The sequence below is a fragment of the Duganella violaceipulchra genome, assembly GCF_019166075.1.
Lineage (GTDB): Bacteria > Pseudomonadota > Gammaproteobacteria > Burkholderiales > Burkholderiaceae_D > Rugamonas > Rugamonas violaceipulchra.
On sequence record NZ_JAHTGR010000009.1, the window covers coordinates 259185 to 273757 of the forward strand.

A 14573-nucleotide genomic window follows, 5' to 3' on the forward strand; every position below is an offset into this window, starting at 1 on the left:
ATGCTGGAAAGCTATTGTACAATGAGTGGTTACGAAGTGTTGCCATAGCATCTCGTGCCTAGCCTGCGGCATACTTTCGACAAACTTTTTTGAGGGTGCTTGAATGAATCGTGCGTTTTCACCGTTTGTAACTTCCTTGTTGGTCGGCCTGCTGGCAATTGCGGGCACCGCAACCGCCGCAGAAGAAAAAAAACCGGCCCACGCCGAAGCGGCGGCGCCCAAAGTCGACGCGGCCAAAGGCGGCACCCTGTTCGACAGCGGCGACAACGCGCGCGGCCTGCCGGCATGCGTCTCCTGCCACGGCGCCGGCGGCAACTCCACCATCAGCGTCAATCCGAAACTGGCCGGCCAGCACGAAGGCTATCTGTACAAGCAGCTGGTGAACTTTTCGGGCGATGACCGGAATCAACCGATCATGACGACCTACGCGAAGATGCTGACGGACGAGGAAAAGCACAACATCTCGGCCTGGCTGGCCACCCAGGCGCAAAAGCCGGGCGCAGCGAAGAACAAGGACACGGTTGAACTGGGCAAGAAGATTTATCGCGGCGGCATCGCCGAGAAGAACGTCCCAGCCTGCGCCAGTTGCCACGGCGCGGCCGGCGCCGGCATCCCGGTGCAATATCCGCGCATCGGCGGCCAGCACCAGGATTACACGGTAGCCCAGCTGGGCCTGTTCAAGGCCGGCGGCCGCAAGAACAGCGCGCAGATGACCACCATCGCCAAGCGCATGTCGGACGAGGAAATGAAAGCCGTGGCCGATTACGTCGCCGGCTTGAAATAAGCAGCTGGCCGCAGCCCTGGGTTGCGGCGTAGTTGATAGTGCATAGAGGGCGGCAGCGTAAGCGGGCTGCCCTTTTTGTTGATATGCTGCCGGCAGCATACTTTTTTTGAGATAGTTCCAGCATGAGCAGCAGCCCCAGCACCACCGGCATCGAACTGAAGACCCGTCGTCCCATCGTCGGTGAATTCGTCGAACTGATTTCCTCCATGCGCTTCGCCATCGCGCTGCTGGCGATGATCGCCATCGCCGCCATCGTCGGTACCGTGATGAAACAGGGCGAGGCGACCAACAACTACATCAACCAGTTCGGGCCGTTCTGGTTCGAGGTGTTCGGCAAGCTGGGCCTGTACGGCGTGTACTCGGCCTGGTGGTTCCTGCTGTTGATGACCGCGCTGGTGACGTCGACCTCGCTGTGCATCCTCCGCAACACCCCCAAGATGCTCAAGGACATGCGCAGCTGGCGCGAGCACGTGCGCGAGAATTCGCTGCGCAATTTCCACCACAAGATGCAATGGCGCTCGCCGCTGGCGCGCGCCGCGCTGACGCAGCAGACCGCCGCCCGCCTGGCCGACGCCGGCTACAAGGTCAAGCTGGTCGACAAGGACAACGGCACCCTGGTGGCGGCCAAGCAGGGCGCGGCCAACAAGTTCGGCTACATCTTCGCGCACTCGGCCATCGTCATCATCTGCATCGGCGGCCTGCTCGATTCAGACGTGCCGATCCGCCTGCAGGAATGGTTCCTCGGCAAGGTGCCGTTCAACGGCAGCGGCCTGATCTCGGCGGTGCCGGCGCAGAGCCGCCTCGGCCTGGGCAATCCCACCTTCCGCGGCAACACCATGATCCCGGAAGGCCAGTCCAGCGAGAGCGCCATCATCACCCGTCCCGACGGCGTGCTGATCCAGGACCTGCCGTTCACCATCAGCCTGAAAAAATTCACCATCGACTTCTACACCACCGGCATGCCCAAGCTGTTCGCCAGCGCGGTGGAAGTGCGCGACCACGCCAGCGGCGAAGTGGTCAAGGCCGTCATCGAAGTCAACAAACCCTTGCTGTACAAGGGCCTGGCGATCTACCAGTCCAGCTTTGACGACGGCGGCAGCAAGCTCAAGCTGACCGGTTTCCCGATGGTCGGCGCGGCCACCACCAGGTTCGACATCGCCGGCGAAGTGGGCAGCAGCACCGCCATGGGCGACACCTACACCGTCGAGTGGTCCGGCTTCCGTCCGTTCAACGTCGAGAACCTGGCCGCCGCGCAGGACGCGCGCGCCGTCACCAAGGGCAAGAGCCTGGAAGAGCAGTTCGCCAACGGCCTCGACAAGCACACCGGCTCGGCCGGCCGCAACGCCCACAACAAGGACTTGAAGAACGTCGGCCCCAGCGTGACCTACAAGCTGCGCGACAAGACCGGCCAGGCGCGCGAATACCAGAACTACATGCAGCCGGTGACGGTGGACGGCGCCACGGTGTTCCTGGCCGGCATGCGCATCAATCCGTCGGACCCATTCAGCTTCCTGCGCATTCCGGCCGACGACGCCCACAGCGTCAACGAATGGATGCGCCTGCGCGCCGCCCTCAATGACCCCGGCCTGCGCGCCGCCGCCGCCAAACACTACGCCGAGCGCGCCACGCCGCAGTCGGCCAACGGCGACGCGCTGCGCGGACAATTGCAAGCCTCGGCCGAGAAGAGCCTGACCATCTTCGCCGGCAACGACAAGGCGGCCGGCTTCGTCGCCATCTCGCAGTTCCTGGAAAAGATCCCCGGCGCCGAGCAGGAAAAGGCCGCCGACGTGTTCATGAAGATCCTCAACGGCAGCCTGTGGGACCTGTGGCAGGCCGCGCGCGCCAGGGACGGCCTGGCGCCGGCCAGCGCCGACGAACAGCACGCCCGCTTCCTGCAACTGGCCACCAACGCCCTGTCGGACGCCTTCTTCTACGGCGCGCCGGTCTACCTGCAGCTGGACGACTTCACCCAGATCCAGGCCTCGGTGTTCCAGGTCACCCGTTCGCCGGGCAAGAAGGTGGTCTACCTGGGCTGTGTATTCCTGGTGCTGGGTGTATTCTCGATGTTTTACATCCGCGAGCGCCGCCTGTGGGTCTGGATCAAGGACGACGGCGACGGCACGGAGGCGCTGATGGCCATGAGCACCCAGCGCAAAACGCTGGACTTCGAACGCGAGTTTGAAACTTTGAAAGAAAAGCTGCCGCAATCGGCGTAAGCTGTAGCAGCCACGGAGATAAATGATGGAACTGACGCAATCGACACTAACCTATAGCCAGGCGCCCGGCTACTTCAAGCGCCTGACCGCGTTCGACTGGTTGTTCGCGCTGGCGCTGCTGGCCGGCTCGCTGTACGGCCTGAACACCTACGGCCAATACATGGACGTCTACGAGAAGGGCATCCTGCTGGCCGCCGCGCCGGTGTTCGCCGCGCTGGGTTGGCACTGGAAGCCGGCGCGCTGGCTGATGCCGCTGGTGGCCCTGCTGGCGCTGGGCGCGATCGCCATGTACGCCGGTGAGCTCGATAACGGCACCAAGAAGTTCTGGCTGCGCATGATGTTGTCGAGCCAGTCCGCGATCCTGTGGATGAGCGTGATGTTCTGCCTGTCGACCTTGTTCTACGTGATCGGCCTGGCCGCGCGCTCCGAGATGGCCTCCAGCATCGGCTCCAAGCTGTGCTGGGCCGCCGTGGTGCTGGGCCTGACCGGCATGATGGTGCGCTGGTACGAGTCCTACCTGATCGGCGCCGACGTCGGCCACATCCCGGTGTCGAATCTGTATGAAGTGTTCATCCTGTTCTCGCTGATCACCGCGATGTTCTACCTGTACTTCGAGCAGCGCTACGCCACCCGCCAGCTGGGCGCCTTCGTCACCATGGTGATCACCGCCGCGATCGGCTTCCTGTTCTGGTACACCACCTCGCGCGACGCCGCCGACATCCAGCCGCTGCTGCCGGCGCTGCAAAGCTGGTGGATGAAGATCCACGTGCCGGCCAACTTCATCGGTTATGGCAACTTTGCCCTGGCGGCAATGGTGGCGGCGGCCTATCTGCTGAAGACCTCGGGCCACCTGGTCGACCGCCTGCCGTCGGAAGAGGTGCTGGACGACGTCATGTACAAGGCCATCTCGGCCGGATTCGCCTTCTTCACCATCGCCACCATCCTCGGCGCGCTGTGGGCGGCCGAGGCGTGGGGCGGCTACTGGTCGTGGGACCCGAAGGAGACCTGGGCGCTGATCGTCTGGCTCAACTACGCGGCCTGGCTGCACATGCGCCTGATGACGGGCCTGCGCGGCCGTCCGGCGGCCTGGTGGGCGCTGGTGGGCCTGCTGGTGACCACGTTCGCCTTCCTGGGCGTGAACATGTTCCTGTCCGGTCTGCACTCCTACGGCAAGTTGTAAACGCGATGTGAACTTTTGCTGGCCCAGATTGGTGTAAGGTTCAGGCTATTGGGGCGACCAAGTCTCAACCTTCTTTGGAGTCAGCATGCTGATCAAGCGTAGCCCCAACGGCATCGAGTTGCCGTTTTCATCAGAAATCACCTCGCGTGTAGTCTACGAGTCGCGCCGCAGCTTCATCAAGCAGATCGCCGCCGGCGCCATCGGCAGCGCCGCGCTGCTGGAGATGGCCAACCGCGAAGCGTTCGCGCAGGGCGTCAACCCCAAGCTGGCCGCCAAACTCAATCCCTCCTATTCGGCGCTCGACAAGCAGACGCCCTACAAGGACGCGACCAGCTACAACAACTACTACGAATTCGGCACCGACAAGAGCGAGCCGGCGATGTACGCCAACACGCTCAAGACCCGTCCATGGACGGTGAGCATCGAAGGCGAAGTGAAGAAGCCGATGATCCTGGATATCGACGCGCTGCTGAAGCTGGCGCCGCTGGAAGAGCGCGTCTACCGCCTGCGCTGCGTCGAGGGCTGGTCGATGGTGATTCCGTGGATCGGTTATTCGTTCTCCGAGATCATCAAGAAGGTCGAGCCGACCGGCAACGCCAAATACGTGGAGTTCGTCACGCTGGCCGACAAGAAGCAGATGCCGGGCGTGGGCAGCCGCGTGCTGCAATGGCCGTACACCGAAGGCTTGCGCATCGACGAAGCCAATCATCCGCTGGCCTTGCTGACCTTGGGCATGTACGGCGAAACGCTGGCCAACCAGAACGGCGCGCCGGTGCGCATGGTGCTGCCGTGGAAGTACGGCTTCAAGTCGGCCAAGTCCATCGTCAAGATCCGCTTCGTCAAGGAGCAGCCGCGCACCTCGTGGAATTTGTCGGCGCCGAACGAGTACGGTTTCTATTCGAATGTGAATCCCGAGGTGGACCACCCGCGCTGGTCGCAGGCGTCCGAGCGCCGCATCGGCGAGGACGGCTTCCTGGCCCGCAAGCGCAAGACCTTGATGTTCAACGGCTACGCCGACGTCGCGCCGTTGTATGCGGGCATGGACCTGAAGAAGTTCTTCTAAGCGTATGGCGTTCAACCCTACCCCGCGTCAGGCCGGCCTGATCAAGGCCGCCATCTTCGTGCTGGCGCTGGTGCCCCTGGCGCGCATGGTGTATCTGACCTTGACCGGGCAACTGGTCGAACCGCTGGAATTCATCACGCGCGGCACCGGCGACTGGACCTTGTACTTCCTGTGCTTCACCTTGGCGGTGACGCCGCTGCGCAAGCTGAGCAAATGGAACTGGCTGATCAAGCTGCGCCGCATGCTGGGGCTGTACATGTTCTTCTACGGCTTTTTGCACTTCATGACCTTCCTGTGGTTCGACCATTTCTTCGACCTGCAGGAGATGTGGAAGGATGTGCTGAAGCGGCCGTTCATCACGGTGGGCTTCATCGCCTTCGTGCTGTTGATACCGCTGGCAGCGACCAGCACCAACGCGATGGTCAAGCGGCTGGGTGGCAAGCGCTGGCAGTGGCTGCATCGGCTGATCTACGTGATCGCACCGTTGGCCATCCTGCACTTCTGGTGGATGAAGGCGGGCAAGCACAACTTCACGCAGCCGATCATCTTCGCTTGTATTCTTGCCGTGCTGCTCGGCGCCCGCGTCTATTGGAAGTTCACCAAGGCCAGCGTGGCTGCCCGGGCTTGATTATTGTCGTTCCCAGGACCTGGGGCAGCGGGTACGATGGTGATTTTCCAAGAGGTCGGCCGATGCGAGCACTGTTGCTGTCTACGTTAATCTTGATGCCGGTGACGGCCTCCGCCCAGGCTGGCGGAGGAATCGGCTACCCGACGGTTGCCGCCGCGCTGGAGGCGCTCAAGAGCAAGCAGGGCGCTCGCGTGTCGACGCGGGACGGATGGACCATCGTGGACGACCGCCCGGCGAACGCCATCTGGTCGTTTACGCCGGCCGGGCATCCCGCCCATCCGGCGGTAGTCAGGCGCGGAATCGTCGAGCAGGGCGGCGGTATTCATGTCGCGATGACCGCTCTATGCCAGGCCGACAAGGTTGCCTGCGACAAGCTGATCGAGGAATTCAAGGAACTGAACGCCGGCATGGCCCAGGCGCTGCAAAGCAAGCCGGCGCCGGCGCAGGCTACTGCCGAGCAGGCGCAGGCCGTGGAACGCCAGAGCATGATTTATTTTGCCGCAGTGGATGGCCGCCGGTACGAGGCGGCTTACCAGCTGCAGTCGGAGATGCTGAAAAAGCAGATGCCGTTCGAAGGCTGGCGCAAGCTGTCGGAGGATTTCAATACCAGGGCGGGCGAGGTGCGCCGGCGCACCATCACCAAGATAAGCTGGTACAAAGATCCGCCGCAAGCCGCGCCGGGAACCTATGCCGCCGTCGATTTTTCCGCCCAGTTCGCCAACATGAATACCCATTGCGGCTATCTGGTCTGGATGAGGCAGGACGATGGATACTTCGTGCTGGTACGCGAGGAGCAGAATTCCATCGATCAAGCCACGGAGCAGAAACTCAAACCCGAGGAGCTGGCGCGCCTGCGCGCGCAGTTCCGCTGCAAGGATTAAGCGGACTGCGGCTTGAGGGGCTTACTTTGAGCGGCCCCAACAGCGGCGCGCTTCTCCTCGCTACACTGGGTTGATGGCCAGCGAGGACGACACCGCATACAAGCAACTGTTCGCGCATCCAGAAATGGTGCGCGACCTGTTGCTGGGTTTCGTATCGGGCGAATGGGTACGCCAGTTGGATTTAACCAGCTTTGAACGCGTCAATGGCAGCTACGTCAGCGACGGCGGGGTTCAGCGCCACAGCGATATGGTCTGGCGCGCGCGCCTCGCTGGAGAGTGGATCTACATCTACCTGCTGCTCGAATTCCAATCCCGCTCCGATCACTGGATGGCGTTGCGTATGCAGGTCTATATCGGCCTGCTGTATCAGGACCTGATCAAACGCCACGAACTACCTCGCCCCGGCAGATTGCCGCCCGTATTTCCAGTCGTGCTTTATAACGGCGACAAGCCATGGACAGCGAGCCGAACGTTGATTGACCTGGTCGTTTCAGTGCCCGATGACTTGCTGCTGTTGCAGGCATCGCAGCGCTATCTGTTGATTGATCAAACGAGACTTGAACTTTCAGCGATTGCATCGATCAACAATTTTGCCGCCGCCGCGTTTCGTGTGGTGCGACTGGAAACGGAGACGGAAATTGTTGATGAGTCAACTGCGTGGTGCCAGTTGCCGGAGTTCGCTGTTAGTACCCCGGTATGGTCTGGTTTGAGCCGCTGGAGCGCGCGCCGATTGCAGCGGCTTACTCGTGAGCGTAAGATCAAGATAGCTAATGTGGCTGAGGAGGGCCATGCGATGAGTGTTCCCGTCATCAAAAATTTCGCCGATGCATGGCGTTATGAAGCTGCTCTGTATGAACATCGCGAGCGCTTGAGGAAATTGCTTGCGAAGCGCTTTGGAAAGATACCGGCGAGACTGAATGGCCGTATCGAGTACGCGGAAATGGATGATCTGGATCTTTGGTTCGACCGAATTTTCGACGCCAAAAATATCAAAGAGATTTTTGTCGAAAACCAGCCCGCATGAAAAAAACCGCCGGCGGTGAAGCGGGCGGCTCTTGTTCGCTGGCTGGACGGCTTACTTGATCAACGCTTCCAGCGCGTACAGATCGGCCGGGTTCTCGCGCTGGCGCACCACGTGGCAGACGTGGCCGTCGACGATGATTTCCGCCGCCCGCCCGCGCGTGTTGTAGTTGGACGCCATCGTCATGCCGTAGGCGCCGGCGCTGTGCATCACCAGCAGGTCGCCAGCTTCCACCGCCAGCTCGCGGTCGCGCGCCAGCCAGTCGCCCGATTCGCAGATCGGACCGACCACGTCATACGTCAACGCGCCGGCCTTGCCCTGCACCACAGGCTGCATGTCCATCCACGCCTGGTACAGCGCCGGACGCGCCATGTCGTTCATCGCCGCATCGACCACGCAGAAATTCTTCTCTTCGCCGTGCTTGATGAACTCCACCTTAGTCAGCAGCACGCCGGTATCGCCGACGATCGAGCGGCCCGGCTCGAAGATCACCTTGATCGGCTTGCCGGCGTAGCGCGCCGCGCGCCAAGCGTCGATCCGGGCGAACAGGCGGCCCAGGTAGTCTCCCACCGGCACCGGCGCCGCTTCGCCCGCTTCGCCGTAGTTGATGCCGATGCCGCCGCCGATGTCCAGGTGGTGCAGCACGATGCCCTCGTCGCCGAGCTTGTCGATCAGTTCGATCAAACGGTCCAGCGCCTCCAGCAGCGGCGCGTCGTCCAGCAATTGCGAGCCGATGTGGCAGTCGATGCCGGCCACTTCCAGGTGAGCCAGCTTGGCGGCCGCGCGGTAGGTGTCGAGCGCGTCGTCGAAGGCCACGCCGAACTTGTTGGCCTTCAGGCCGGTGGCGATGTAGGGATGGGTCTTGGCGTCGACGTTGGGGTTGACGCGCAGCGATACGCGCGCGGTCTTGCCCATGGCGCCGGCCACCTCGTTCAAGCGGTGCAATTCCGGAATCGATTCGACGTTGAAGCACAGGATGTCGTGCGACAGCGCCAGGCGCATTTCATCGACGCTCTTGCCGACGCCGGAGAAGATCACCTTGCGCGGATCGCCGCCCGCCGCCAGCACGCGCAGCAGTTCGCCGCCGGAGACGATGTCGAAACCGGCGCCCTGGCGCGCCAGCAGGTCGAGGATGGCCAGGTTGGAATTGGCCTTCATGGCGTAGCAGACCAGCGCGTCGCGGCCGGCGCAGGCGTCGGCGTAGGAGGCGAAATTGGCCAGCAGCGCCGCCTTCGAGTAAACATAGGTCGGGGTACCGAACTGCTCGGCGATGGCGGCAAGCGACGCGCCCTCGGCGTGCAGCACGCCATTTACATAGGAAAATTGCGACATAAGGATTATTGTTGGGGTGCTGGAGTGGATGGAACCGGGGCAGCTTCAGAGCTCTTGGCAGGCTTGGCCGGTGGAGCCTTGGGCAGGTACAGCGGGCCGGGTTGGCCGCAGCCGCTCAACAAGACGGTCAGGCACAGGGCGGTTATGCCGCTCACTGAGCCGATAAACAAACGGAATGTGGACTTCACGATAAAATCATGGATTGACTATAGATACTGGAGTGTAGCATGGGCGAATCAGAATTCCTGGCGCAGGCCGAGGCCACCCTTACCGCCATCGCCGCCGCGCTGGACCGTCTGAACGACGAAGACATGCTCGACGTCGAGTGCAGCCGCAGCGGCAACGTGCTGGAAATCGAGTTTATCGACAATGGTTCCAAGATCATCGTCAACAGCCAGGCCGCGATGCAGGAGCTGTGGGTGGCCTCCCGCTCGGGCGGCTACCACTACAAGCAGAAGGACGGCAAGTGGCTCAACACCCGCGACGGTTCCGAGCTGTTCTACTCGCTGTCGGAGATGGTCACGGCCCAGGGCGGCAGCCCGGTGGTGCTGGAACAATAAAGTTCGCCGATTCAGGTTTTCCTTGTAACAGGATGGCGGATGAGCGAAGAAATGGCACATCCGCTACCGCCCCGTTGCGGAAGTTCGTATCAGACCTAAACTCCAGCTGGTCGATATCGTTATTAGGAAATGTGAGTTTATCTAATATTCTAAACCCCATAGTCAATTCTTATCAATTGACGGAGTTGCATTTCTTATACCTGCCGCACCAGATTCTGGTTTTGTAATTGATAAAAACTCTAAATCAGACCTGATTTTATCCTCCACGGAAATATCCAGAGTAAACCCAGAAAGAGCAACCGTCGTTACATTGCCATTTGTCTTTCTTGCAGCACTGGGAAGAATCTTGAAGTCCACGCCATATGAACCAATATAGGTTACTTCATGTGCGAAGATCGTGATAGGGATAGGCCTTTCAAACTCCTTAGAAGTGCGAATAATGTCGTCATCGCCCCCGAGTCCCGCCCCAAGCAACAAGTACTTACCAGCTGCAACTTGTCTACTAATACCAACCTTCCTAAGATTCCCTTCTCGCGAAGATGAAATAAGTATCTTATCGTGATCGCTTGTATATAATATTTCTATGACACTGTCCTCATCCACACGCTTTAATATAAGTTTTGGGGCCAAAGGACCGCTTGTTATCATTGTGAACGCAAGCGTTGCTCCGTCAGGTCCTTTGTAATTGGGAAATGGCACAGTGGCGCAACCAACAGTCAATATCGCAAACATAAAAAGTATTGCAAACAGAGAGATTTTCTTAAATTTAGAAATATTCATTAATTGATTTATATAAAATAATAATTGCGAAAATTACCATAGATTACCAAAAGGTGGTAGGCCAGCAATCTGCGAAGTGTATTGATTGGCCAATCTGCCTGGCTGGGTATCTCTATCACGAATTCGACTCCGAGCCAAGAATACTCATCTGGGCGGCAATCCAGCGGCTCCGTCTCCCATGGATTGGATGCGCCGGATGTAACATACAGCTAAGAGTTTCTGGTTGGCGTTGGTTTGAATTCCATTACTCCCAAATGCAACCAACGCGGGTCTACGTCTTGAACATTGAAAATCTGTTCAAACATTTTTGCTTCAAGTTTAAAAAAATTCCCCGGCTCAGGCTGCCGAACGACTTGGGGTACGCCGTTTCCTCACGATAGGACCAAATTTCTTCTAGTGAGCTCAAGATATTTTTTAAAACGGTAACAAAAAATCGAAAGTCTGCTGGTGGCCGGTTGGTGCCGAAAGCACCATGAATCATTGTGGCGGTTGACCTTCATCCAGCGATGCCCACTGGGGTAAATGGTATTTACGCCTTCCATAGGCAAAGTAGATCGCCATTGAAAAACCAAAGAATAGTCCGGTTCCGCAAGAAATACCCACGGCAGACATGCCTGTTATCCCTTGCTTCGACCAAACTAACGGCCACATGATGGCCCCCCAAGCCACGCTGAACCAAGCCATCGCAAAGATAACCATTCGAGAGAACGGCACAAAATGAGGCGGTGGAATCTTAACGCCCATGCGCCAAAGGGCGCGCAAATATGGAGGTTCATAACTGCACCGCCACATGCCTGTATTTTTTAAGATTGCTAGCGATTGAGCACGCCGGAACTGGAACGTCATAGTAAAAAAAGAAGGTAGTTGTTGACAGGACACTATACTAGGTCGAAGCATCGCGAAAATGCGTATTTTGTAACTTCCGTCGACCGGCGGCTTCTGGCCGAACTCGGTCGACGGCATTCAGGGTAGCAGCTTGCTAATTTGCAAAACTCACGAATTCTCACTGCAGACTGACGCCGCCCCAAACGGAAGTCCGCTCTATTCAAAGCTTAGTTACTCGGAGCGTCCCCAGCCGGCTTGGCCGAGAGGCGGCACTGTTCGATATCTTTGTCTACTTTTGGGAAGAAAGTCTCGATTTCGCAAAGCGTGCCCGGACGTGACAGCTTACACAGGCCCACGATGAGAAAATCGCTCATTGCATGAGCGCAGCTTGGATAACGCTCCAACGCGTCGCTGTGCAAGCTGTTCCAACTCTCGAAAAATGCCTGCACACGGGCATGCGCAGGACCAAAATAACTGCGGTCCTTGTTAGCAACAGCCTGATCCATCTGCGGAAGCTCGGCATCCAGAAACGCTACCGCCTCCGTGGCAAACTGACTCTGATCCGCTGCGAAGGCGGAACAGGCAGAGCACAAAGCAATCAAAGAAAACAAAAACTTCATACATCTTCCCGAAATAGACGGTCAATAAACAAAGGGCCTTGCGGCCCCTTGGTTTGCTTCGATTTCTAGAACAACTCGTTTTTCACGGCGTCCTTGGCTTTCTCCTCGGCCGGCGTGCCGTGCGAGGCGCCGTCGATGTTGTGCACGCCGGTGCCCGGCGGATTCTCCGCGTAGTAGTACTCGTCGCCCACCAGCATCACGCCTTCCGGCACCGCCCGTTCCTCGATCGGGATGTTCTTCAGCGCCTTCTGCATGTAGCTGATCCAGATCGGCAGCGCCAGGCCGCCGCCGGTTTCCTTGTTGCCCAGGTTTTTCGGCTGGTCGTAGCCGATCCAGGCGATGCCCACCAGATGCGGCTGGTAGCCGGCGAACCAGGCGTCGATCGAATCGTTGGTGGTGCCGGTCTTGCCCGACAGGTCGGGACGCTTGAGCACCAGCGCCTTGGTCGCCGTGCCGAAGCGCACCACGTCCTTCAGCATGCTGTCCATCAGGAAGGCGTTGCGCTCGTCGATGACGCGGTTCTTCTCGTCGCCGGCCTTGTCCGGATTGGCTTGCGACAGGATCTTGCCGTCCGCGTCCGTCACCTTGGAGATCAGGTAGGGGCTGACCTTGTAGCCGCCGTTGGCGAACACCGCGTAGGCGCCGGCCATCTGCAGCGGCGTGACGTTGCCTGCTCCCAGCGCCAAGGTCAGGTAGGGCGGGTTCTTGTCGGCGTCGAAGCCGAAGCGGGTGGTGTATTCCTGGCCGTACTTGGCGCCGATCTTGTGCAGGATGCGGATCGAGATCATGTTCTTGGACTTGGTCAGGCCGCGCCGCATGGTCATCGGGCCTTCATACTTGCCGTCGTAGTTCTTCGGCTCCCAGGCCTGGCCGCCGGTCTGGCCGGCGTCGAACGAGATCGGCGCGTCGTTGATGATGGTGGCCGGCGACAGCCCGCGCTCCAGCGAGGCCGAGTAGATGAAGGGCTTGAACGACGAGCCCGGCTGGCGCCAGGCCTGGGTCACGTGGTTGAACTTGCTGCGGTTGTAGTCGAAGCCGCCCACCATGGCCTTGATGGCGCCGTCGTGGGTGTCGGCCGCGACAAACGCCGATTCGATTTCCGGCAGCTGCGTCACTTGCCAGTCCTTACCCTCCTGCATGACGCGGATCACCGCGCCGCGGCGGATGCGCTTGTTCGGCGCGGCCTTGTCGGACAGCCATGAGCGGCCCATCTCCAGCCCGGCGCCGGTGATCTTGATTTCCTCGCCGGTGGCGGTGACGGCGGTGATCAGCTGCGGCGTGGCGGACAGCACCATGGCGGCCACGATGTCGTCGCTGTCCGGGTGGTCGGCCAGTTCGGTCTCGACCGCGTCGTCCGCCTCTTCCTTGTTCTGCGGGATGTCGATATAGGCTTCCGGGCCGCGATAGGCGTGGCGCTTCTCGTAGTCCATCACGCCCTTGCGCAGCGCCAGGTAGGCGGCGTCCTGGTCGGCCTTGGTGATGGTGGTGAAGACGTTCAGGCCGCGGGTGTAGGTGTCTTCCTTGAACTGCTCGTAGACCAGCTGGCGCGCCATCTCGGCCACGTACTCGGCGTGCACGCCGAACTCGCTGCTGTCGGTCTTGACCTTCAGTTCCTCGGCCTTGGCGGTCTCGTACTGCTTGTCGGTGATGTAGCCGAGGTCGTGCATGCGCTGCAGGATGTACTGCTGGCGGGTGCGCGCGCGCTTCGGATTGACCACCGGGTTGTAGGCCGACGGCGCTTTCGGCAGGCCGGCCAGCATGGCCGCCTCGGCCACGCTAATGTCTTTCAGGTTCTTGCCGAAATAGATTTGTGCGGCCGACGAAAAACCATAGGCGCGCTGGCCCAGGTAGATCTGGTTCATGTAGACCTCGAGGATCTGGTCCTTGCTGAGGTTCTTCTCGATCTTCCAGGCCAGCAGCACCTCGTAGGCCTTGCGCTTGAGCGTCTGTTCGCTCGACAGGAAGAAGTTGCGGGCCACCTGCTGGGTGATGGTGGAGGCGCCCTGCTTGGCGCCGCCGGTGGCGTTGTGCACCGCCGCGCGCAGGATGCCGGTGTAGTCGACGCCGCCGTGCTCGTAGAAGCGGTCGTCTTCGATCGCCAGCACGGCTTTCTTCATCACGTCGGGGATGTCCTTGATGCGCACCAGGTTGCGGCGCTCCTCGCCGAACTCGCCGATCAGCACGTTATCGGCCGAGAAGATGCGCAGCGGCATTTTCGGCCGGTAGTCGGTCAGCGTGTCGAGTTCGGGCAGGTTGGGGTAGGCCATCGCCAGGCCGAACACCACCAGCAGCAGCCCGACCAGCCCCAGTCCGACCACGGACAGGCCGGCCAGGAGGAAGAAGCGGGAGGCGGGTTTGCCCAAGGGTTTGCCTTTGCTGGAGGCGTCGGGCGGATTCGATGGTGGAGGTGCCGAATTGGAAGAAGCCATGCAGTTCGATCTTTCTGTTATGTATGCGAGCCATTATAAGCGAGCGGCAAGTGCCACGGCGCGCGCTGCCAGCCGTCAGGGATTTTTGCTCGTAAGTAACAAAACAACTGAGTTGTTTTTGAGGCTACAGCCGGTCAAAAAAGTGTGGTGAAACCCTCACACCAAGGCAATTGTGCACAATAGAAATACCTTTACACTTATATAGGCAGGATTTAATGTACGGTCTTATATAAGCTGTCTAAACGCTGGTTTTC

15 protein-coding genes are annotated in these 14573 nt (G+C 59.9%); 9 read left to right on the forward strand and 6 right to left on the reverse strand.

What is annotated here, in order from left to right; all coding sequences use genetic code 11:
• Positions 1 to 103 precede the first annotated feature (103 nt).
• The 7 genes from KVP70_RS18510 (at position 104) to KVP70_RS18540 (ending at position 7776) form a co-directional block, all read left to right on the forward strand.
• Complete coding sequence (locus KVP70_RS18510; protein WP_217943640.1) at positions 104 to 784, forward strand: c-type cytochrome; 681 nt, start codon at positions 104 to 106, stop codon at positions 782 to 784.
• A gap of 122 nt (positions 785 to 906) precedes the next feature.
• Positions 907 to 3000, forward strand: a complete 2094-nt coding sequence (locus KVP70_RS18515) for a cytochrome c biogenesis protein ResB (RefSeq protein ID WP_217943641.1) — start codon at positions 907 to 909, stop codon at positions 2998 to 3000.
• A gap of 25 nt (positions 3001 to 3025) precedes the next feature.
• Entirely contained in the window at positions 3026 to 4180 is a 1155-nt protein-coding gene (ccsB, locus tag KVP70_RS18520; protein ID WP_217943702.1) for a c-type cytochrome biogenesis protein CcsB, read from the forward strand.
• An 85-nt stretch (positions 4181 to 4265) separates the two neighbouring features.
• Positions 4266 to 5243, forward strand: a complete 978-nt coding sequence (gene msrP, locus KVP70_RS18525) for a protein-methionine-sulfoxide reductase catalytic subunit MsrP (RefSeq protein ID WP_217943642.1) — start codon at positions 4266 to 4268, stop codon at positions 5241 to 5243.
• A 4-nt stretch (positions 5244 to 5247) separates the two neighbouring features.
• Complete coding sequence (gene msrQ, locus KVP70_RS18530) at positions 5248 to 5871, forward strand: protein-methionine-sulfoxide reductase heme-binding subunit MsrQ (RefSeq protein WP_217943643.1); 624 nt, start codon at positions 5248 to 5250, stop codon at positions 5869 to 5871.
• Between the two features lie 62 nt (positions 5872 to 5933).
• Complete coding sequence (locus tag KVP70_RS18535; RefSeq protein WP_217943644.1) at positions 5934 to 6752, forward strand: DUF4019 domain-containing protein; 819 nt, start codon at positions 5934 to 5936, stop codon at positions 6750 to 6752.
• Between the two features lie 73 nt (positions 6753 to 6825).
• Positions 6826 to 7776, forward strand: coding sequence for an Rpn family recombination-promoting nuclease/putative transposase (locus KVP70_RS18540; RefSeq protein ID WP_217943645.1), 951 nt, complete (start codon positions 6826 to 6828; stop codon positions 7774 to 7776).
• Positions 7777 to 7827: 51 nt separating this feature from the next.
• Here KVP70_RS18540 and lysA read toward each other — a convergent pair whose 3' ends face one another.
• Together lysA and lptM are read right to left on the reverse strand one after the other, a co-directional pair.
• Positions 7828 to 9105, reverse strand: a complete 1278-nt coding sequence (gene lysA / locus KVP70_RS18545) for a diaminopimelate decarboxylase (protein ID WP_217943646.1) — start codon at positions 9103 to 9105, stop codon at positions 7828 to 7830.
• 5 nt (positions 9106 to 9110) lie between these two features.
• Positions 9111 to 9293 carry an LPS translocon maturation chaperone LptM gene (lptM, locus tag KVP70_RS34360; protein WP_332844087.1) on the reverse strand — a complete coding sequence of 61 codons (183 nt, stop codon included), beginning with the start codon at positions 9291 to 9293 and terminating at the stop codon, positions 9111 to 9113.
• A 39-nt stretch (positions 9294 to 9332) separates the two neighbouring features.
• On the opposite strand from lptM, the gene cyaY reads away from it, so the two are divergent.
• Positions 9333 to 9665: an iron donor protein CyaY gene (gene cyaY, locus KVP70_RS18550; protein WP_217943647.1), complete on the forward strand. Its 333-nt coding sequence runs from the start codon at positions 9333 to 9335 to the stop codon at positions 9663 to 9665.
• 162 nt (positions 9666 to 9827) lie between these two features.
• On the opposite strand, the gene KVP70_RS18555 is transcribed toward cyaY, so the two are convergent.
• The 4 genes from KVP70_RS18555 to KVP70_RS18570 form a co-directional block, all read right to left on the reverse strand.
• A complete protein-coding gene (locus tag KVP70_RS18555) occupies positions 9828 to 10445 on the reverse strand; it encodes a hypothetical protein (protein WP_217943648.1) in 618 nt (205 codons plus the stop codon).
• Between the two features lie 477 nt (positions 10446 to 10922).
• Entirely contained in the window at positions 10923 to 11408 is a 486-nt protein-coding gene (locus tag KVP70_RS35410) for a DUF6404 family protein (protein WP_369698893.1), read from the reverse strand.
• Positions 11409 to 11497: 89 nt separating this feature from the next.
• On the reverse strand, positions 11498 to 11890 hold the full coding sequence (locus tag KVP70_RS18565; protein ID WP_217943649.1) for a hypothetical protein: 393 nt from the start codon (positions 11888 to 11890) through the stop codon (positions 11498 to 11500).
• Between the two features lie 65 nt (positions 11891 to 11955).
• Positions 11956 to 14319 (reverse strand): penicillin-binding protein 1A, encoded by a 2364-nt coding sequence (locus tag KVP70_RS18570; RefSeq protein ID WP_217943650.1) that lies wholly within the window; start codon positions 14317 to 14319, stop codon positions 11956 to 11958.
• On the opposite strand from KVP70_RS18570, the gene KVP70_RS18575 reads away from it, so the two are divergent.
• Complete coding sequence (locus KVP70_RS18575; protein ID WP_217943708.1) at positions 14246 to 14470, forward strand: hypothetical protein; 225 nt, start codon at positions 14246 to 14248, stop codon at positions 14468 to 14470. The genes KVP70_RS18570 and KVP70_RS18575 overlap by 74 nt on opposite strands.
• Positions 14471 to 14573 lie beyond the last annotated feature (103 nt).